Annotated in this window: 17 protein-coding genes; 14 read left to right on the forward strand and 3 right to left on the reverse strand. The window is 43.2% G+C overall.

Features of this window, described 5'->3' with window-relative positions:
* Positions 1 to 9: 9 nt before the first annotated feature.
* Genes purL through purD form a run of 6 tightly spaced genes read left to right on the forward strand, consistent with a single transcriptional unit; the run spans position 10 to position 8124 of the window.
* Positions 10 to 2235, forward strand: a complete 2226-nt coding sequence (gene purL / locus FHQ08_RS04075) for a phosphoribosylformylglycinamidine synthase subunit PurL (protein ID WP_230913123.1) — start codon at positions 10 to 12, stop codon at positions 2233 to 2235.
* Positions 2220 to 3686 carry an amidophosphoribosyltransferase gene (purF, locus tag FHQ08_RS04080; protein ID WP_230913124.1) on the forward strand — a complete coding sequence of 489 codons (1467 nt, stop codon included), beginning with the start codon at positions 2220 to 2222 and terminating at the stop codon, positions 3684 to 3686. Before purL ends, purF begins: the two co-directional genes overlap by 16 nt.
* On the forward strand, positions 3686 to 4732 hold the full coding sequence (gene purM, locus FHQ08_RS04085; protein WP_230913125.1) for a phosphoribosylformylglycinamidine cyclo-ligase: 1047 nt from the start codon (positions 3686 to 3688) through the stop codon (positions 4730 to 4732). Before purF ends, purM begins: the two co-directional genes overlap by 1 nt.
* Positions 4729 to 5307, forward strand: coding sequence for a phosphoribosylglycinamide formyltransferase (gene purN, locus FHQ08_RS04090; protein WP_230913126.1), 579 nt, complete (start codon positions 4729 to 4731; stop codon positions 5305 to 5307). Before purM ends, purN begins: the two co-directional genes overlap by 4 nt.
* Before the next feature lie 5 nt (positions 5308 to 5312).
* Positions 5313 to 6845, forward strand: a complete 1533-nt coding sequence (purH, locus tag FHQ08_RS04095) for a bifunctional phosphoribosylaminoimidazolecarboxamide formyltransferase/IMP cyclohydrolase (protein ID WP_230913127.1) — start codon at positions 5313 to 5315, stop codon at positions 6843 to 6845.
* A gap of 13 nt (positions 6846 to 6858) precedes the next feature.
* Positions 6859 to 8124 (forward strand): phosphoribosylamine--glycine ligase, encoded by a 1266-nt coding sequence (gene purD / locus FHQ08_RS04100; protein WP_230913128.1) that lies wholly within the window; start codon positions 6859 to 6861, stop codon positions 8122 to 8124.
* 256 nt (positions 8125 to 8380) lie between these two features.
* Here purD and FHQ08_RS13290 read toward each other — a convergent pair whose 3' ends face one another.
* Entirely contained in the window at positions 8381 to 8563 is a 183-nt protein-coding gene (locus FHQ08_RS13290) for a TetR-like C-terminal domain-containing protein (protein WP_407929179.1), read from the reverse strand.
* Between FHQ08_RS13290 and FHQ08_RS13160 the strand changes: the two genes are divergently transcribed.
* Positions 8548 to 8859 carry a hypothetical protein gene (locus FHQ08_RS13160; protein WP_330166065.1) on the forward strand — a complete coding sequence of 104 codons (312 nt, stop codon included), beginning with the start codon at positions 8548 to 8550 and terminating at the stop codon, positions 8857 to 8859. The genes FHQ08_RS13290 and FHQ08_RS13160 overlap by 16 nt on opposite strands.
* Before the next feature lie 144 nt (positions 8860 to 9003).
* Here the strand turns inward: FHQ08_RS13160 and FHQ08_RS04115 are convergent, their stop codons facing one another.
* Positions 9004 to 9372 (reverse strand): DUF6483 family protein, encoded by a 369-nt coding sequence (locus FHQ08_RS04115; protein ID WP_230913130.1) that lies wholly within the window; start codon positions 9370 to 9372, stop codon positions 9004 to 9006.
* Positions 9373 to 9660: 288 nt separating this feature from the next.
* Here FHQ08_RS04115 and FHQ08_RS04120 point away from each other — a divergent pair, with 288 nt between their 5' ends.
* Both FHQ08_RS04120 and FHQ08_RS04125 read left to right on the forward strand, forming a co-directional pair.
* Entirely contained in the window at positions 9661 to 11271 is a 1611-nt protein-coding gene (locus tag FHQ08_RS04120) for an APC family permease (RefSeq protein ID WP_269073863.1), read from the forward strand.
* Between the two features lie 84 nt (positions 11272 to 11355).
* Positions 11356 to 12102 (forward strand): tyrosine-protein phosphatase, encoded by a 747-nt coding sequence (locus FHQ08_RS04125; protein ID WP_230913131.1) that lies wholly within the window; start codon positions 11356 to 11358, stop codon positions 12100 to 12102.
* Positions 12103 to 12443: 341 nt separating this feature from the next.
* Here FHQ08_RS04125 and FHQ08_RS04130 read toward each other — a convergent pair whose 3' ends face one another.
* Positions 12444 to 14363, reverse strand: coding sequence for a fructose-1,6-bisphosphatase (locus tag FHQ08_RS04130; protein WP_230913161.1), 1920 nt, complete (start codon positions 14361 to 14363; stop codon positions 12444 to 12446).
* A 397-nt stretch (positions 14364 to 14760) separates the two neighbouring features.
* Between FHQ08_RS04130 and aroC the strand changes: the two genes are divergently transcribed.
* The 5 genes from aroC to FHQ08_RS04155 all read left to right on the forward strand — a co-directional run bounded on the left by aroC (position 14761) and on the right by FHQ08_RS04155 (position 19807).
* Complete coding sequence (gene aroC, locus FHQ08_RS04135) at positions 14761 to 15936, forward strand: chorismate synthase (RefSeq protein ID WP_230913132.1); 1176 nt, start codon at positions 14761 to 14763, stop codon at positions 15934 to 15936.
* Between the two features lie 12 nt (positions 15937 to 15948).
* Positions 15949 to 17235, forward strand: coding sequence for a 3-phosphoshikimate 1-carboxyvinyltransferase (gene aroA / locus FHQ08_RS04140; protein ID WP_230913133.1), 1287 nt, complete (start codon positions 15949 to 15951; stop codon positions 17233 to 17235).
* 247 nt (positions 17236 to 17482) lie between these two features.
* Positions 17483 to 18217, forward strand: coding sequence for a hypothetical protein (locus FHQ08_RS04145; protein WP_230913134.1), 735 nt, complete (start codon positions 17483 to 17485; stop codon positions 18215 to 18217).
* Between the two features lie 29 nt (positions 18218 to 18246).
* Complete coding sequence (locus FHQ08_RS04150; RefSeq protein WP_230913135.1) at positions 18247 to 18963, forward strand: hypothetical protein; 717 nt, start codon at positions 18247 to 18249, stop codon at positions 18961 to 18963.
* Between the two features lie 127 nt (positions 18964 to 19090).
* Positions 19091 to 19807, forward strand: coding sequence for a hypothetical protein (locus FHQ08_RS04155; RefSeq protein WP_230913136.1), 717 nt, complete (start codon positions 19091 to 19093; stop codon positions 19805 to 19807).
* Positions 19808 to 19880 lie beyond the last annotated feature (73 nt).

Consider the following 19880-nt stretch of genomic DNA (forward strand, 5'->3'; position numbering starts at 1 on the left):
AGTCCGGTTATGATCGAATCAACGATGACTGAGCCAACGGCAAAAGAAATTCAAGCAACGAAATTATATCAATCCTGGGGTATGACGACTGAGGAGTACACACGTGCTTGTCGGTTATTAGATCGCTTACCAAATTATACGGAGACTGGTTTGTTTGCGGTAATGTGGAGTGAGCATTGTTCTTATAAGAATTCAAAGCCGGTTTTGAAACAATTCCCCACAACTGGCCCACAAGTGTTGCAGGGCCCTGGCGAAGGGGCGGGTATCGTTGATATTGGTGACGGTCAAGCAGTTGTCTTCAAAGCGGAAAGTCATAATCATCCGTCAGCCGTGGAGCCTTATGAGGGTGCAGCAACAGGTGTCGGCGGGATCATTCGCGATATTTTCTCTATGGGTGCTCAGCCCATCGCTATTTTGGATAGTTTGCGATTTGGTGAGTTGAATGATCCACGGACGAAATATTTGGTTTCAGAAGTAGTCAAAGGGATTGCTGACTATGGTAACTGTATTGGGATTCCTACAGTTGGCGGTGAAACGACCTTTGACGCTTCTTATACGGCCAATCCTTTAGTGAATGCAATGTGTGTTGGTATTTTGAATCAAGCCGATATGCAAGTGGGTCAAGCGCGCGGTGAAGAAAACAGTATTATCTATGTTGGCGCTAAAACTGGTCGTGATGGCATTCATGGAGCAACGTTTGCTTCAGAAGAATTCAGCGATGACAACGAAAGTGATCGTTCAGCCGTCCAAGTCGGCGATCCATTCATGGAGAAATTATTGATGGATGCTTGTTTAGAAGTGATCCGGCAGCATCAAGCAGCTTTGGTAGGGATTCAAGATATGGGGGCTGCGGGGCTGGTATCATCTTCAGCGGAGATGGCTTCTAAGGCTGGGACAGGGATGATTTTAAATCTAGATCAGGTGCCAACACGTGAACCTAACATGACGCCTTATGAAATGATGTTATCTGAGTCTCAAGAACGGATGCTTTTATGCGTGCGCAAGGGTTATGAACAAGAAATTTTTGATGTCTTTGCTAAATATGAATTAGATGCCGTCAAGATCGGTTATGTCACCGAAAGTAAACAGTATCAGCTATATCATCAAGGTCATTTAGTAACGGATGTGCCAGTGACTGCGTTGGTGGATGATGCCCCTGTTTATGAGCGGGAAAAGACGTTACCGGCACATTTACAAAATCCGACAACTACTCAATTCCAACCGGAGATCCAAGATTTTGCTGAAACGGTCTATCAGTTACTCGGCCAAGCAACGATTGCATCTAAACGGGCGATTTATGAAACTTATGATTCTCAAGTAAAAACCAATACAGTGGTCAAACCAGGCGGCGATGCAGCCGCGCTACGGATTCGTGGTACCCGTAAAGCTTTAGCAATGACGATGGATGGCAATGCGCGTTATCTCTATTTAGACCCTAAAGTTGGCGGAGCGATTGCTGTAAGTGAGGCGGCACGTAATATTGTGGCCACTGGCGGCCAGCCTTTGGCAATTACAGACTGCTTGAATTTTGGCAATCCTGAAAAGCCTGATCATTTTTATGAGCTTGCTGAGGCAGCTGCTGGTATGTCGGCAGCTTGTGAAATGCTCAAGACCCCTGTGATTTCTGGGAATGTTTCACTTTATAACGAAACCAACGGTGAAGCAATCTACCCAACGCCAGTTGTGGGTATGGTGGGCTTGATCGAAGATTTAGAGCACATTACAACGATCGATTTCAAAAAAGCAGATGATCTCGTTTATGTGATCGGTCAAACTAAGGACGATTTCAATGGCTCAGAAATCCAAAAATTACAGGCCGGCGCCATTAGCGGTAAGCTATTCCCATTTGACCTTGCTTATGAACAGGACATACAAGCTACTGTTTTAGCAGCGATTAAAACCGGTTTGATCCAAAGCGCCCATGATGTCTCTAAAGGTGGCTTGATGACGGCGTTATTGGAAAGCTGCTTTGCGGCTAAAACTGAATTGGGGCTTGAACTCACTTGGCAACACCCATTTGCTTGGCTGTTTGCTGAAACACAGTCACGCTTTGTTGTGACGGTAGATCCTAAGCAGCGGCTAGCTTTCGAAGCTCAAGTCAAACAGGCTGAACTAATTGGTCACGTTTCACGTGGAACAAAAGTAACCATTGCTGGAGACAGCCAAACAGCTACTATCGATTTACCTAAAGCTAAAGGGATTTTTGAAGGGAGTTTGCCATGTCTGCTGAAGTAAGAAGTTTAAATGAAGAATGTGGCGTTTTCGGTATTTGGGGTGCCGATAATGCCAGTAATATTACTTACTACGGGCTGCATAGCCTACAGCATCGAGGCCAAGAGGGTGCGGGCATTACGTCTAATGATCAAGGCACACTGCTCAATTACAAGGGCCTAGGGTTGTTGAGCCAGGTATTCAATGATCCTAAAAACTTAGCAAAACTGACGGGCCGGGCAGCGATCGGGCATGTGCGCTATACGACTGCTGGCGGTAAAAATTTTGATAATATTCAGCCTTTAATGTTTCGATTTTCCAATGGTGACATGGCCTTAGCACATAATGGCAATTTGACTAATGCGTTTAGTCTAAAAGAACATTTGGAGAATGAAGGCGCCATTTTTCATACCACTTCTGATACGGAAATTTTGATTCATTTACTTCGGCGTTCCTCACATACGGCTTTTCTAGATCAGTTGAAGGAATCCTTACGTACGGTTAAAGGCGGTTTTGCTTTTCTGTTGATGACCGAGAAAAAGCTCTATGCGGCTGTTGATCCCAATGGGTTACGGCCTCTGATCTTGGGGCAAACGACTGCTGGAGCATACGTCGTGGCTAGTGAAAGTTGCGCGTTAGACTCAGTAAATGCAAAAATTATTCGCGATATTCAACCTGGCGAACTAATTATTATTGACGATACGGGCTATAAGGTCGATTATTACACGAAAGAAACACAACTGGCCGTTTGTTCAATGGAATATATCTACTTTGCCCGGCCAGATTCAGATATCCATGGGGTCAACGTTCACCACGCGCGCAAAACTATGGGCCGATTATTGGCTAAAGAGCAACCAGCTGATGCTGATATTGTGGTCGGTGTGCCGAATTCTTCTTTATCGGCTGCTTGGGGCTATGCTGAAGCCAGTGGAATTCCTTATGAAATGGGTCTGGTCAAAAATCAGTATATTGCCCGGACGTTTATTCAACCTAATCAAGACCTAAGAGAACGAAGTGTGCGGATGAAGCTTTCCGCTGTTCGTGGGGTCGTTGCGGGGAAGCGGGTTGTGTTAGTAGATGATTCGATTGTTCGCGGCACAACTTGTAAATATATTGTGCGGCTGCTGCTTGAAGCAGGTGCCAAAGAAGTACATTTACGCATTGCTTCACCGGCTTTGAAGTTTCCTTGTTATTATGGCATCGACATTCAATCGACCAAGGATTTGATCGCAGCCCATCAGTCGATTCCAGAAATGAATCAAACATTCGGTTCTAAATCATTAGGTTTTTTAAGCGTGACTAGTTTGATCAAGGCGATAGGATTAAAGACGACTGCACCGAATGGCGGCTTATGTGTGGCATATTTTAATGGTGACTACCCAACGCCGCTTTATGACTTTGAAGCCGAATTACAAGCAGAATTACAACGATTACATGTCAAAGCACCGAAACGACTGAAACAGGAGGTTTCCTAATGACCCAAGATGCCTATACTGCTGCTGGTGTGAATATTGCTGCTGGTGATGCTGCTGTCGCTAAAATCGCGCAAATGACCGCTTCGACTCAAGACGCCAATGTACTCGCTGGTGTGGGTGGTTTTGGTTCCCTCTATGCGCTGCCTCGTGGCTACCAAGAACCGGTATTGGTATCTGGTAGTGACGGCGTCGGTACCAAATTGTTAGTGGCAATTGCGGCGAATAACTGTCATACCATCGGGCAGGATCTAGTCGCAATGTGTGTGAATGATATTGTGGCTCAAGGGGCAAAGCCGTTGTTTTTCCTAGACTATTTAGGCATTCATCAAGTTGATCCCGACCAAGTTGCCGCTATCGTTCAGGGAATTAAAAAGGCTTGTGAATTGAGCGATTTAAGCTTAATTGGCGGCGAAACAGCCGAAATGCCAGATATGTATGCACCTAAACATTACGATTTGGCGGGGTTTGCCACTGGTATCGTAGAGAAAGAACAACGCTTGCTGCCAGAGCACGTCGTGGCTGGTGATATTTTGTTAGGCTTACCGAGTTCAGGCTTGCATTCCAATGGGTATTCCTTAGTGCGCCAGATTTTATTCAAAGATCACAACTTTAAGTTAACCGATGATATTCCTGAACTAGGAACTGATGTCACAACGGCCTTATTAACGCCGACACGAATATATGCCCGGCTGTTACAACCGTTATTGCAACAGCAATTATTGACTGGTGTGGCTCATATCACGGGTGGTGGCTTGGTGGAAAATTTGCCACGAATCCTACCAGATCAATTAGCCGTCCAGATCGACCAAGATGCTTGGCAGGTACCTAAAATTTTTACCTGGTTACAAAAACTAGGGCACTTATCGGCTAAAGATATGTTACAAACTTTCAATTTGGGCATTGGTATAGTGTTAGTGGTCAAACCGGCACAGCGCGCTGAAGTTGAAGCAATATTACAAGCACAAGGCGAAACCTACTATCAATTGGGACAAGTGGTACCCCGCCAAGAAGCAGCTGTGATCTTCACGGGGAGCAGCCAAATATGACGAAAAAAATTGCTATTTTTGCTTCCGGAACGGGGACTAATTTTGTGGCTTTGGTGCAACAGCTTCAGCATTGGCGCTCAGATGTATCGATTGAGTTATTGATCTATGATCGCAAACAGGCTGCCGTACATCAGCGTAGTCAAGAACTAGGTGTACCTAGTGTTTATGTAAATTTCACGAAGTATGCTGACAAGTCGCAAGCAGAGACAGCAATGTTACAAGCGCTCAAGCAGCGCCATATCGATCTGATCTTGTTGGCGGGGTATATGCGGATTGTTGGCCCAACTTTGTTGAACGCTTATCAAGGCCACATTTTGAATATTCACCCAGCCTTACTACCAGCTTTTCCTGGTGCTCATGGGATCGAAGACGCCTTTAAAGCTGGTGTTAAAGTAACTGGTGTCACGATTCATTTTATTGACGCCGGGGTTGATTCAGGTCCGATCATCGCTCAAGAGACGGTACGCATTGACCCAACGGATACCTTAGCTACTTTAGAAAACCGCATTCACCAAATTGAGCATCAATTGTATCCTCGTGTTGTTAAAGAATTGATTACAGAAGGAGTCGTCTAATTCTCATGAAAAGAGCTTTACTAAGTGTTTCTGATAAAACTGGTCTGGTTGATTTTGCCAAAGCCCTCGTTGCTTTAGATTATGAATTGATTTCCACTGGCGGAACTTTACGTATCTTGAGTGATGCTGGCGTTCCCGCCATTAATATTGAAGCAGTGACCCATTTTCCAGAGATGTTAGATGGTCGGGTTAAAACATTACATCCAGCGGTTCATGGTGGCCTACTAGCTAAACGTGACAACCCAGAACACATGCAGATGTTAGCTGAACAAGGCATTCAACCGATTGATCTTGTCTGTGTAAATCTCTATCCATTTAAAGAAACCATTCAAAAACCAGAGGTCACTCAAGCTCAAGCCATTGAGAATATTGATATTGGCGGGCCATCGATGTTACGCTCAGCTGCCAAGAATTTTGCAGCGGTCGTACCCGTGGTCGATCCACAAGATTATGAGGCGGTCATCACTGCTTTACGCGAAGATAGTTTATCCGCTGCTTTTCGGCAGCAATTAGCTGCCAAGGTATTTCGACACACAGCAGCTTATGATGCCTTGATTGCAGCCTACTTTACTACTGACCCTGAACCAGAAACATTGACATTGACCTATAATAAGCAGCAGAGTATGCGCTATGGCGAAAATAGTCATCAAAAAGCGGCGTTTTATGCGGATCCAATGGCCCCAGCGTATTCGATGGTGCACGCAAAACAATTACACGGCAAGGCGCTTTCTTACAATAATTTACGTGATGCGAACGCTGCTTTGCAGATCATCGCTGAATTTACAGAACGGCCAGCAGTGGTTGCGTTGAAACATATGAATCCTTGCGGGATCGGTGAAGCTGACAATTTGGAATCAGCTTGGGATAAAGCTTATGAATCTGATCCAATTTCTATTTTTGGCGGGATCATCGCTTTGAACCGAGAAGTAGATGCGCAAACAGCGGCTAAAATGCACGAACTCTTTTTAGAGATCATTATTGCCCCAAGCTATACTGATGAAGCTTTTGCCATTTTAGCGAAGAAAAAGAATTTGCGCTTACTGACGGTAGACTTTAGCCAACCAAAAGCTGCTGCTGATCGCGAAATCACAGGGATCATGGGTGGTATTCTGGTGCAGGAAGGCGATCAAACTCATGAAACGATTGATCAATTTACAGTTGTCAGCAAGAAGCAGCCGACAGAAGCCCAAATGAAAGCTTTGCAATTTGGTCAAACCGTTGTCAAACATGTGAAGAGCAATGCCATCGTTGTTACCACGGCAGACCAAACGTTGGGTGTCGGCGCTGGACAACAAAATCGGATCGACTCTGTAAAAATTGCCATTGAAAAAGCGCAAACCAAACCAGCTTTCAAAGATGCCATCTTAGCTTCGGACGCATTTTTCCCGATGGACGATAGTGTCGCTTATGCTGCTGCCCATGGGATCACAGCTATCGTGGAGCCTGGTGGTAGTATCAAAGATAAAGATTCTATCAAAAAAGCTGATGAATTAGGTGTGGCCTTGGTATTTACTGGCGTGCGCCATTTCAAACATTAATTAGGAGGCCCTCATGGCAAAAGTCTTAGTTATTGGTGCCGGTGGTCGTGAACATGCAATTTGTCAGCAGTTTCTCAAAAGTAAACAGGTGACGGATGTTTACTGTGCCCCTGGTAATCCTGGTATGCTCCATGATGGTATCCAAACGGTTGCCATTGATGAAATGGATTTCCCTGGGTTGATCCAGTTTGCCCAACACCAAGCAATCGATCTCACATTTGTTGGGCCCGAAGTACCTTTAAGTGCCGGAATCGTGGATGCCTTTCAAGCTCAACGGTTACCTATCTTTGGACCTACACAAGCGGCAGCTCAATTAGAAAGTTCCAAATCCTTTGCCAAAGCATTTATGCGTAAATACCATATTCCAACAGCAGATTATGCTGTCTTTACGGATTTAGATGCCGCCTTAACTTATTGCCGCAAGCAAACTTTTCCTTTGGTAATCAAAGTAGATGGTTTAGCGGCTGGTAAAGGTGTGACGATTGCGGACACATTTATGGCTGCTCGAGATTTATTGACAGCTTTATATCAAGCGGATGCCCAACAGCAAGTTGTTATTGAAAGTTACTTAATTGGTCAAGAATTCTCATTTATGTGTTTTGTGCATGATGATAATCTTGTGCCGCTACCGCTGTCACAAGATCATAAACGGCTATTGGACGGGGATAAAGGGCCAAATACAGGTGGCATGGGGGCTTATAGTCCTTTACCGCAGATGCCGGACGATTTAAGTGAACGTGCCTTAAATGAAGTGATTCGGCCAACAATTGCCGGCATGAAAGCTGAAGGTCAGCCGATCACTGGAACGATTTATGCCGGGTTAATGTTGACGACGACCGGGATCAAAGTGATTGAATATAATATGCGTTTGGGTGATCCTGAGACTCAAGTGCTGTTACCCCAGTTAAAAAGTGACTTTTATATTTTGATCCATGAACTATTAGCAGGACATCAACCGGTTATTCAATGGACAGCAGCAGGTTATACGCTAGGCGTTGTGGTAGCAGCTTCAGGATATCCTAAAAAGCCGATGGCGGCTATTCCGCTGCCAAAGTTAACAGACCTGCCTGCGGACATCACCGTGACCTATGCTGGCGTACAAGCACAGAATGGTCAATTAGTCAGTCATGGTGGTCGCGTGCTGATGTTTACGACGACCCAAAAAGACATTCAAACCTGCCGGCAACATTTATATGCAAGTTTGAAAGAAAAAATTAAAGCACCCTTCATTTATCGTAACGATATTGGTGCCAAAGCTTTAACATCAATAAGTGAATAGTCAAAAAGAGTATAACAAAAGGCGTTCAGCACCTGAATACTGACAAAAATTGCGAAAAATGATGGGCTTTCCATTTGAGTCATTCATTGTTAGGTGAGGGTGTTGCTTTTTAGAACACGTTTAAAATTTAATTGTTCACGAACAAATAGTGGCTGAAAACAAAACGTTAGTTTTGTCCCAGCCACATTTTTGAGTTATGAACGATTTTCCTAAATGTACACCAAAAACAATATCCTTATCTCACTCCGTCGGTAGATTAAAAAACAAACATCTGATTTAAGATCTTGCCCATTTCTGCTGGTGATTCTGGGCAATCTTGGATTAGCCATTGAATCATAGTCGAAACTACAGCACCAGCCATAAAACTGGCGAAGTAGGTATTTCGCCAAACCCGTTTCAGAATTGAGAAATTACAACAAAATCTTGAGCGAAGTAACACCAAATAATCCAGTTTTCCTTACAAAAAATGGTCATAGTAAGTATGCCGTTGTAGATATAGAGACATATGATCGATTCACTGCTGCACTTAAGCTTCTGGAAGATGTGAAAGAAGCTAAGAAAGGCCCATTTGAGGACTTTGATAAGGCGATGGACGAAATAATGAAGGAAACATACAAGTTAATGGCTTATCAGGTCGATCACGAACATCAAACAATCACCTTGTTTGGTTTGTACAGTAATCATCAAGACATCATGAAACATCTTTTTAAAGGCTTTCCACCCACAACAAATTAATCCTTTTCTTATGCATCCCTGACATTGGCTTTATTTTGATATAAAATGACCGCAGAAGATGTTTCTTTGAAATAGGTTAAATGACACATATTAAAAAGCATCCAGAGATCAACTTTGGATGCTTTTTTAAAATTTTGATCAACTTTATTGTTCCTGAATAGCTTGCAATCGATCTAACAGAGATTGAATATCTTGTTTGCTAAAGTTACCTTGCTTTAATTCTGCTGCTGATAATAGGTTGAGCTGCTGGGCGTACCAAAGACCTAATTTTAAAAAGTTTTCCTCACTTATGGCGTAACGTACCCGAAAGAGTTTTTCGATACTGACTTGATACTGATGTTGCGCTAATGATTTTTGCAAAGTTTCTTGATAGGTTAAATGATCATCTTGTTGCCCGGGAAATACAATTTCGGTTTCTGAATTGCCACCCTTACCAGCTGTTAAAATATAACCCAGGCCTTGGGCAAAAGCTTTGATCTGACGTAAAATGGGATCATCTTCATAAATTGGCATAGTTAGATCCTCCATTTTAATGTTAACTTACTGAAAGTGTAAATTACATCCTTGAAAAAGGTTTAAATTGTTTATTATTTTTTTACATATTAACACCAATAATATTTAAAGGCGAATTTAAACGGACAAATAAGCTGATTTGACTTATTTATATAGTTTGTTACCATAAAACCTATTTAATTTTAAACTTAGGGTGTGAATTATTTATATTTTGACAACAATAATAGTAAGATAATTATGAATGGATGTATGTCAACAGGAACAACTTAGATAAGTGGTGGAGGTTATATGGATAACAGTAAAAATAAGATAGGTTTGTTTCAACTGGTCATGTTAGGTTTAGGCTCATTAATTGGCTCAGGGTGGCTCTTTGGATCCTGGGAAGCATCAGCTGTTGCCGGGCCAGCCGCGATTATTTCTTGGGTGATCGGGGCGGCCGTCATCGGTGTAATTGCTTATAATTACATTGAATTAGGCACAATGTTTCCCGAGTCTGGGGGCATGAGTCGCTTTGCACAATACACACATGGGTCGCTGCTTGGCTTCATTGCGGCTTGGGCCAATTGGGTGTCATTGATCACTTTGATCCCCATCGAAGCTGTGGCTGCCGTACAATACATGAGCTCCTGGCCTTGGTCTTGGGCAAAATTTACTCATGCTTTTTTAGCAAACGGCACGATCACTAATGCTGGTTTGTTGGTCGTTTTTGGTTTTATCATCGTATTTACATTATTAAATTACTGGTCAGTTTCATTATTAACGCGGTTTACCAGCTTTATTTCAGTTTTCAAAATCGGTGTGCCGCTATTAACGATTATCATGTTAACGATTGCTAGCTTTCATCCTAGTAATTATGGGAGCTCGATCCATGCTTTTATGCCATTTGGCTCAGCACCAATTTTTGCGGCCACTTCGGTATCAGGGATCATCTTTTCATTTAATGCCTTTCAAACGGTGATCAATATGGGTAATGAAATTAAAAATCCCCAGAAAAATATTGGCCGGGGCATCGTGATTTCTTTAACCATCAGTGCAATTTTATATATTCTCTTACAAAGTACTTTTGTGACGGCCTTGAAGCCAAGCATGTTGGCGCATGGTTGGAATCACATCAACTTCAATTCACCGTTTGCGGATCTGGCTATTTTGCTAGGGATTCATTGGTTGTCAGTCCTACTTTACATGGATGCCTTCGTTTCACCATTCGGGACAGGGGTCTCTTTTGTAGCGTCAACAGCTCGGGCATTATTCGCCATGGAGGAAAATAACCATATTCCGCATTTTGTGGGCAAGGTCAACGAAAAATATGGCACCCCTCGCGTAGCAATGTTGGTTAATGCTATCTTAAGTATGGCGATGGTTTCCGTGTTCCGGTCATGGGGGACGTTAGCAGCGGTTATTTCCACGTCGACCTTGATTGCTTATTTGACCGGACCCACGACAGTGGTTTCTTTGCGGAAGATGGCGCCAAAATTCAAGCGGCCGATTAAGTCGGAACATTTGAGTTTTATGGCACCATTGGCATTTGTGTTGGCATCGTTAGCAACTTACTGGGCAAAATGGCCAACGACTATTGAAGTCATTTTAGTCATTTTCTTAGGGTTTCCGTTCTATCTATACTTTGAATGGCGCACCGGCTGGGCCCACACTTGGGAGCAAATCAAAGGGAGTGCTTGGTTACTGATTTACCTAGTCTTTATTTCCATCGTTTCTTGGATCGGTAGTAAGGAATTTAATGGCTTGAACTGGATCCATTATCCGTGGGATTTTGTGGTCATTATTATCGGCGCCCTGCTCTTTTATGCTTGGGGGATTCGCAGCTATTGGAATTCTCAATATTTTGATCAAGCTAAGGTGCTGAATCAAACGGTTAAAATGAAAGCCGACTCGAAAGAGTGACAAACGTGCACCAAAAATATTTAGCGCACGTACCAGAATCACAATAAATGGTGGGTTTTATTTAAATTTAGGGAGTTGAAGGTCATGACAGTAACCTTAACGAATTTTCGAACTTTAGGGCATTATCCCACAATAGCTGGTGGTGAAATCAAACCTGGTCTTTTGTATCGTAGTGGTCAGTTGGTTGATCTTACAGCAGAACAGACATCTTATTTAGCTGATACGTTGAACATCAAACGCGTCGTGGATTTTCGTAGTGCCGATGAGCGGCAGCAACAGCCAGAGCAAGTTTGGCAAACGGCTGATTATCAGGTGATCGATATTTTAGCCGATGCGACGGCTAACAATGCCAGTTTGGGCGAAATGTTGACGCAGGAAGGCCACGTTCGCCAAGGCATGTTAGAAACGTATGAACAGATGGTCGTCAGTGATTCAGCAAAACGGGGATATCATCAGTTCTTGACGGCATTAGTAACCGATGTGAAGCCGACTGTTTTTCATTGCTTTGCCGGTAAAGACCGTACCGGGGTGGCGGCTGCCTTGATTTTAAAAATTGCAGGGGTCAGTGACCAAGTCATTTTTGCGGACTATCTTAAAACAAATATGGCTCGTCAAGCGGCCAATCAGGAAATCATAGCGACTTATGGCAAAGATATGACACCAGCGCAAAAAGAAGCTTTAGGACAAGCCTTATTGGTTGATCAAGCTTATTTAAAGCATTATTTTACTGTGATCGATCAGAATTATGGTGATTTTGACCATTATCTGCAAGAGGCACTAGCTTTGACACCAGATTTTGTGACCGAATTTAAGCACACTTTTGTTAAATAAAAAATGGGCGCATGGCATGAGATGTTCAGCGGTTGAACGCTAATAAATACCCCTAGAGATTAGACTTCTAGATCTAATTTCTGGGGGTATTTTGTCCCACACTTTATTCGAAACGCGTTCGTAAAGCTAACTTTGTCACCTAACCCTAATTGTTTGCTGAAGCTAGCACTTCATCGGCACAATTGGTGTTAGTGCTCCAAAGCTAACCAGCTTTACTCACGCTCTAAACGCGCTCAAATCATCAGTTTTTTCACCCAACGACGCCTTACTCGTGGGATACTGCACCCACAACGTAAGTCTAGGTTGGTGCTCAAAAACTACCCGATGATTTTCACGCTCTTTCATTCGTCTGCTAAGAGTTCCATTAATTGTCTAACTTGTTTTTTCAATTCAGTGCCGATATCAGTTTCTGCAACGGTTTTGCGGGCTAATTCTTGTTCGACGACGCGTTTGGTAGAAACGATGTCGGCTAGGTCAGCAATGGCTTTTTCTCTAGTAGTAAAGGGCTGGTGAGTGACCAGCTGTAAGCCATAGGAATTATAGAGTAGCGTGTAGCCGCCAATACCGGTAGTTTTTTGATATGCTTTAGAGAAGCCGCCATCGATCACCAGCATCTTACCGCCGGCTAAAATAGGGGATTGGCCCTTTTTAACTGGGGTATGCCCATTAATGACATGTCCAGTTTTGGGATCGACCCCAAACTCAGCTAACATTTCTTCAATAAACCAAGGTTCGTGCCGGAGACTGTAATAGCTGTTCATTTCTTCAACATGAGTGGCTTTGTCAGCAATGAAATAGCGTTCAAAGGTAGCCATCACGCGTTTGCCAAATAATGGTGATACAGGACCAGTCCAGAGGTACCATAAGAGATCAGTGGCAAGATCATCTTGTTGGTCTGGATCAATATAGCTTTCTCGAAGATTACGTTCCAGTAGATCAAAGAGTGCTTTCCCTTTATATAGCTTGCCATTTAAGGTCAAGCCTTCGAAGTTACCTTTCTTGTCCACAGGCACACAGCCATGAATTAAAAGATTGTTGTTATAGGTTAGATACATACTGCCTTTTTTCATAAAGAAGTCCATGTGTTTATGTAACTTCTCAGAGTTCTTGAAAGCAGCGGTCAATTGGTCGATGACTTCTTGTTCTTCTGGTAATAACTTGTAGGGATCATTAGGATCAACCGTTTGGAAACAGCCGTTGATCAGAGGATAAGTTTTGCCATCGATCGTAATGGTTTTACGGTCTTTAGAAATTTTATCGAGTAATTTTCGCTGCTGCATTTTAAATTCAGGGCGGCGGTCAATGACTGGTCCCTCCAATTTAAATTGAATGATCGCAATGGCTTGGTGAATTTTGGTAATTTGTCTCAATTCTGCTTCAGAAGGTTGCTCGTTTGGTTGAGTTAATTTTGGTCGAAAACCGGGATTATCATCATAGTATTTTTCTGCTAATAATGAAAGATGGCGCAAGTTGATGCCATAGGAATCTTCTACAATCGATAAATTATCGTAGCGGGCACAGATACGCAGCAAATTAGCGACACAAAGCGAAGATCCTGCGGCTCCGCCTAGCCAGAGAATATCGTGATTACCCCATTGGAGGTCCACTGAATGATGCTGCATCAGACGATCCATGATCTTATCGGGCGCTGGTCCCCGATCATAAATGTCACCAACAACATGTAAATGGTCCACAACTAGCCGCTGAATCGTGTGACATAAGCTGATAATGAAGTTATCAGCCGAATGCAGCTGAATAATATCATCGGTAATTTGTGCATAATATTCATGTTTGTCAGCGGTATGGAAATCGCCGTAAAGTAACTCTTCGGTTATGTAGACAAATTCAGGCGCCAACGCTTTGCGGACTTTGGAACGGGTGTACTTGGTAGCACAATATTTAAGTAGTTTTAAAAGATCATCGAACGTATCCAAATACCACTGATGCAAATCTTCTGGGCAAGAGAATTGTTGTTTAACGATCGCTAGCCGTTCTGTAGGGTAATAAACTAAGAAGGCAAATACCTGTTGGGTTTTAGGTGTCATCTGTCCATTAAATAGTTCTTCGATTTTTAATTTAATATTCCCAGAAGCATTCCGCAGTACATGATCAAAAGCTGGAAATTCTCCATGAATATCACTCATGAAAGCTTCTGTGCTTTTTGGCAGATTTAAAATTGCCTTTAAATTAATGATTTCAGTTGTGATGGCATCTTTAGTTGGGTACTTTTCTCGTAAAAGTTCACGTTCTAATTCCTGAATGACAAACACCCTCTTTTAAAAAGTTAAACCTATTATAGCAATAAAAGTTCTGAAAAGTAAGGTTTACACATTCTGTGAAAAAGCGAACGAAAACTGGTATATCGACATTTTTAAATATAGACCAATTTATAATTTTAAACGTATTTAGAGCGTGAGACAAAAGGAGAGTGAGACAAAAGGCGTTCAGTGGCCGAGCACTAACAAGAGTCACGATAAATGGTGGGCTTTTCCATTTGAGTGATTCGTAGTTAAGTGAGGACATTGCCTTTTGGAGCACGTTTAAGCAATAAATATTCGTTGTTCGCCTTTATTTTGACCAACCCAAGGTAGCATTCGTCACACTCTCATATATTTTTCATGTTATTATAATAAATATAAAACTTTTTCGGAGGTAAGTATGCGTTATTTTACAGCAGGAGAGTCTCATGGTCCTCAATTGACCGCAATCATTGAGGGGCTGCCAGCTAACTTAAAATTGGATATTGCCCAGATCAATGCAGACATGAAGCGTCGCAAGCAAGGCTATGGTCGTGGTGCCCGGCAAAAGATCGAAACAGATGAAGTCCAAATCACGGCAGGGCTACGCCATCAATTAACCTTGGGCTCACCCTTAGTGATTCAATTGCCTAATAAGGATTTTGCCCATTGGCAGTCTGTGATGTCGCCGACAGATCCAGCCACACCTGAAAACTCCGTCCGCCAAGTCACCAAGCCGCGCCCCGGCCATGCGGATCTAGTGGGGGGCATGAAGTATCAACATCAAGACCTGCGCAATGTGTTGGAGCGTTCTAGTGCCCGGGAAACAGCTATGCGTGTGGCTGTGGGTAGTGTAGCCAAACAGTTATTGCAAGTTTTAGGTATCGATGTGTTAGGCTTTGTACGTCAAATTGGACCGGCGGCAGCAGATCAAACGAAATTAGCGACATTCAAGACCTTGGCTGATTTACGTGCTAAGACAGAAGCCAGTGTCGTTCGAACTTTTGATACGCAAGTTGAGACAGCGATGAAAGCAGCTATTGATCAGGCAAAAAAGGCTGGCGATACTCTTGGCGGCATTATTCAAGTCATTGCCACGGGTGTACCGGCTGGGTTGGGCAGCTATGTTAGTGCTGATCGCAAATTAGATGGTCAGTTAGCCCAGGCAATTGTTGGCATCAACGCTTTTAAAGGTGTGGCTTTCGGTGATGGATTCGACTTAGCTGATCATCCTGGCAGTGAGGATATGGATGAGATCTTTTATGATGCGCAGCAAGGTTTTTATCGCCAATCGGACCATCTTGGCGGCTTTGAAGGTGGCATGACCAATGGGATGCCTATTGAACTGACAGCAGTGATGAAACCGATCCCCACACTCTATAAACCCTTACGCAGTGTGGATATTCATTCTAAAAAAGCTTATCAAGCCAATGTGGAACGTTCGGATACGACGGCAGTTCCGGCAGCGGCAGTCGTGGCTGAAGCTATGACTGCCATCACTTTGGCTCAGGCCATTTTAGAAATGTTTGACGCCAACGCTATGGCCCGCCTAAAAGCGCAATTCGAGGCTTATAAAAATGAACTCAAAAATTATTAAGGAGATCGGTATATGGCTATGAAATTAACCAAAGGGCCTGTTCAACTGAACGGGACGTGTCAAGTACCTGGAGATAAAAGTATCTCGCACCGAGCCGTCATGTTTGGTGCACTAGCCAAAGGTCGGACGGTTGCACGGCACTTTTTGTTTTCCGCCGATTGTCTGGCAACGATAGGGGCTTTTGAAAAACTCGGGGTCACGATCAGTCGAGATGAGACAAGCGTCACAATTGAGGGTGTGGGCTTTCATGGTTTCAAGCCAGCTAAGCAGTCTTTAGATATGGGGAATTCTGGGACCTCCACGCGCTTATTATTAGGTTTGTTAGCCAAACAGCCTTTTCCCATGCGCTTTATTGGCGACGCCTCTTTGAGTCAGCGCCCGATGGGTCGAGTTTTGGCGCCTTTAACACAAATGGGGGCACAAATGACCGCAACTGCTGGTCATCTACCCATTGAAGTAGCTAGCAATACCCACTTGCAGGCCATTGACTATCAATTGCCCGTAGCCAGCGCTCAAGTGAAAAGTGCCTTGATTTTTGCGGCTTTACAGGCAGATGGGCCCTCGACCTTAACAGAGAAATTAGCTACCCGAGACCATACAGAACGCATGTTGCGCTTATTTGGGGGCGACATACAACAAAAAGGGTTAGCGTTAAAGATCAAACCCCAGACTAATTTGACAGGTCAAACGTTTACAATTCCCGGCGATCCTTCATCAGCCGCTTTCTTCATTGCGGCAGCGACACTATTGCCTAATAGTGAAGTCATTTTGCCCAATGTCGGCCTGAATCAGACGCGCATTGGCTTCTTAGAAGTCTTAGGACAGATGCAAGGCGATATTCAAGTCATACAGGCGGATAGTGGGTTTGAGCCTACGGGAACTTTGAAAATTAAGTCAGCGTCATTACAAGCAATGCACATTACCGCTGATATGATCCCAAGTATTATCGACGAGTTACCGTTAGTCGCGCTCTGTGCCACGCAAGCAGAAGGAGTCACAACGATTTCTGGAGCGGCAGAACTGCGGGTTAAAGAGACCGATCGTATCGCCACTGTAACGGCAGAATTACGGAAGATGGGCGCGCATATTGAAGAAAAACCGGATGGGATGGTCATCACTGGGCCGACACCTTTACATGCGGTGAACGCACAATTGGATAGCCATGGCGATCACCGCATTGCTATGATGTTGATGGTGGCGGCTTTGTTGAGTAAAGACCAATTTACATTGGAAAACGCTGATGCGGTGGCCGTCTCTTATCCTAAGTTCTATGAAGATTTGTTGGGATTGGTTAACTAGGCTTATATGTCTATGAATGACTTTAATTAAATAGTTCATAAAAAACACGAGAGAATCGTGTTTTTTATTATGCTAAATTTAAATTTTTATATCTTTGTAAGTATTTCTAAAGGAGTTGCTATCTGGTGGTAGGTGGGGGATAGAAGATGCTATACTCTTACTTCTGAACAGCGCAGAATCTTAGCAGCGGTAGACAAACGACTGGACTTTTTTAAGGATATAATGCGAATGTATTAGGAGGAGAAAAATGAAACTCAATAAATTGATCATTGGGGCGCTCATCGCTTTTGGGGTAGTTGTGACAGGCGGCCAAACCGTTCATGCGGCCCTAACAATTGAAAGCGATGATGGTGTCTATTATTCAGACAGAAACACGGTAGCACTATATGGTGATCCTGAATTGACACAACCGCTTCACAAAAATCTGGATCCTAAAATCAATGCTTGGAAAACTTTCAAGATGGCGCTTGATGCAAATGGCAAGAAAGTTGCTGTGGATCTAGGGGGCAGTCAATGGGTCAAAGTCGTGCAGTATACTCCTGAACGGCTTGAAGTCATTCGTAACTACTCAGCTGAAAATGGCATGTATAAAGAATATTTCTCCGGCGGTCGTGCGCTAATGGTTTATAGTGATCCCTATTTAACCAAGGCAATTGGTACTTTAGATCCCAAAATCAGCCATTGGCGTATCACGGGCGTCTCTAATGTAGATCAAAGCGACTATTATGGTTTCTCTTTTGATTTAGGGGACAACCAATGGGTCGGGAAACTGACCAGCACCACTGAACCTATCTATAATGCTTTTTATTTTATGACGGGGACACCATTATATGATCAAAATGGCAGCCCAACTACGATTTTAAAGAATGATCAGCATTATACCTATAAAGTTCTTGAAGCTAAGTTACTAAATAATCAAATAGCTGTCAGAATCGGCGATAACAATCAATGGGCTTACTATAATTCAGGCACACCTTATTAATTTTTGACGGACAGGAGATACAATAAAGCATGAAGTTAAGCAAACGATTTATGGGGTTATTTGTTGCTTTGGGGGCTTTGATCATTGGCACGCAGCCGGTCAACGCAGCAGTTGAAAATAATTTGACGATTCAACCGGCGACGAACATCATTTTCAGTTCAGGTAATCAGCCAACACCAATTTATTCAGATCCAGAAACAAACGTAGCAACTAAGCAGCACTTAAATACTGGCATATCAGAATGGAAAGTGATCCGTGAAGCAAGAATTCAAGACCATATTGTGGCTCAAGATTTAGGAGATAATCAATGGGTCAAGACTGCTGATGGGGTAAATTTGTCATTAGGTCAGCCGACACGTTTTTTAGAAGTGTTCTCAGCGGCTAAGCCAGTACCAATTTATAGTGATGCTTTAGGTCTGAATAAAATTGGTGAATTAAATCCGAGTATAAGTGAGTGGCGTATTTTGCGTGTTGCTTATGGTTCAGGAACCTATTCGACACGGGCAATCGAGCTAGGGCAAAATCAGTGGGTTTTATTTAAAGATGTGACTTTAATAAATGATAGTTATTATTTTAAAGCTGGAGAGCCTTTGTATGATCGATTAGGCCATACCATTGGCGCAATCACCGCGACCATGAACTATAAAATATTTGGTGCGCTGACAATTAATGGCGAGACGTATGTCAAATTAGGTACCAATAACCAATGGGTAAAATACCGTTCTGGTAGCTTATTTTTGTCTTGATTTGAGGTCAAGGCTTAAAACTCGTTTTGGGCTAAATTTGGTGCTAAAATGCGGGTATCAAAGGTGTTAGACAGACAGGTTTCATTTAATTTGATAGCATTTTAAGGACTTACAGGAGGACAAGAAAATGAAGTGGCCAAAATTACTATTAGGCATTGCTTTGCTGATTGGGAGCGGTCTGGTTGGTGTCACCCAGGCTCAGGCGGCAGTAACAATTGAGCCTAGACAGACGATTTATCATTCAAATGGCAATGCAAAACCAATTTTTTCTGATGCGGCATTGACGCAAAATACAGGACGTCGGTTAGATCCAAAGATTACCGAGTGGCAGACTTTTCAAGTAGCTGTAAATGAAGCGGGTCAAGCACTAGCACTTGATTTGGGTAACAATCAATGGGTAGATGTACATTCGACGGCAGCTTATCATAGTGTTGCGCCGGGTTCTTACATTTATCGCTCTGCTTTTTCGGGTGGTAAAGCAATTCAACTCTATCGTGATCCGCAACTGACGCAGCCAATCGGTAAATTAGACACGAAAATTTCGAATTGGGCGATTACGCAAGTTGATTTTGTGAACCAATCTGATGGCATTTATTCAATTGATCTAGGCCATAATCAGTGGGCCTCGCTGGAAGCCTTCCCATACATGGCGACAAAAATCGTCCGGGTAGCGCCTAATAACGTTTTAGTAGATCAAACTGGCCAAAAAACGGGCCAAATAACCAACACGGATGTCGGCTATTTGACCTTTGATGTGAAATCTATTAATGGTCAAGTTTATGTGAAACTAGGCAGTGATCGCCAGTGGATCAATACAGCCTATGTGTCACCATCACTGATTTAGGGGTTATATTCTAGGTGAATTAATTATTGTATGATACTTGCCGACTGCCATTGTGCCGTCGGTTTTTTGATTA

The organism is Agrilactobacillus fermenti, assembly GCF_021030645.1.
GTDB classification, from domain to species: Bacteria; Bacillota; Bacilli; order Lactobacillales; family Lactobacillaceae; genus Agrilactobacillus; species Agrilactobacillus fermenti.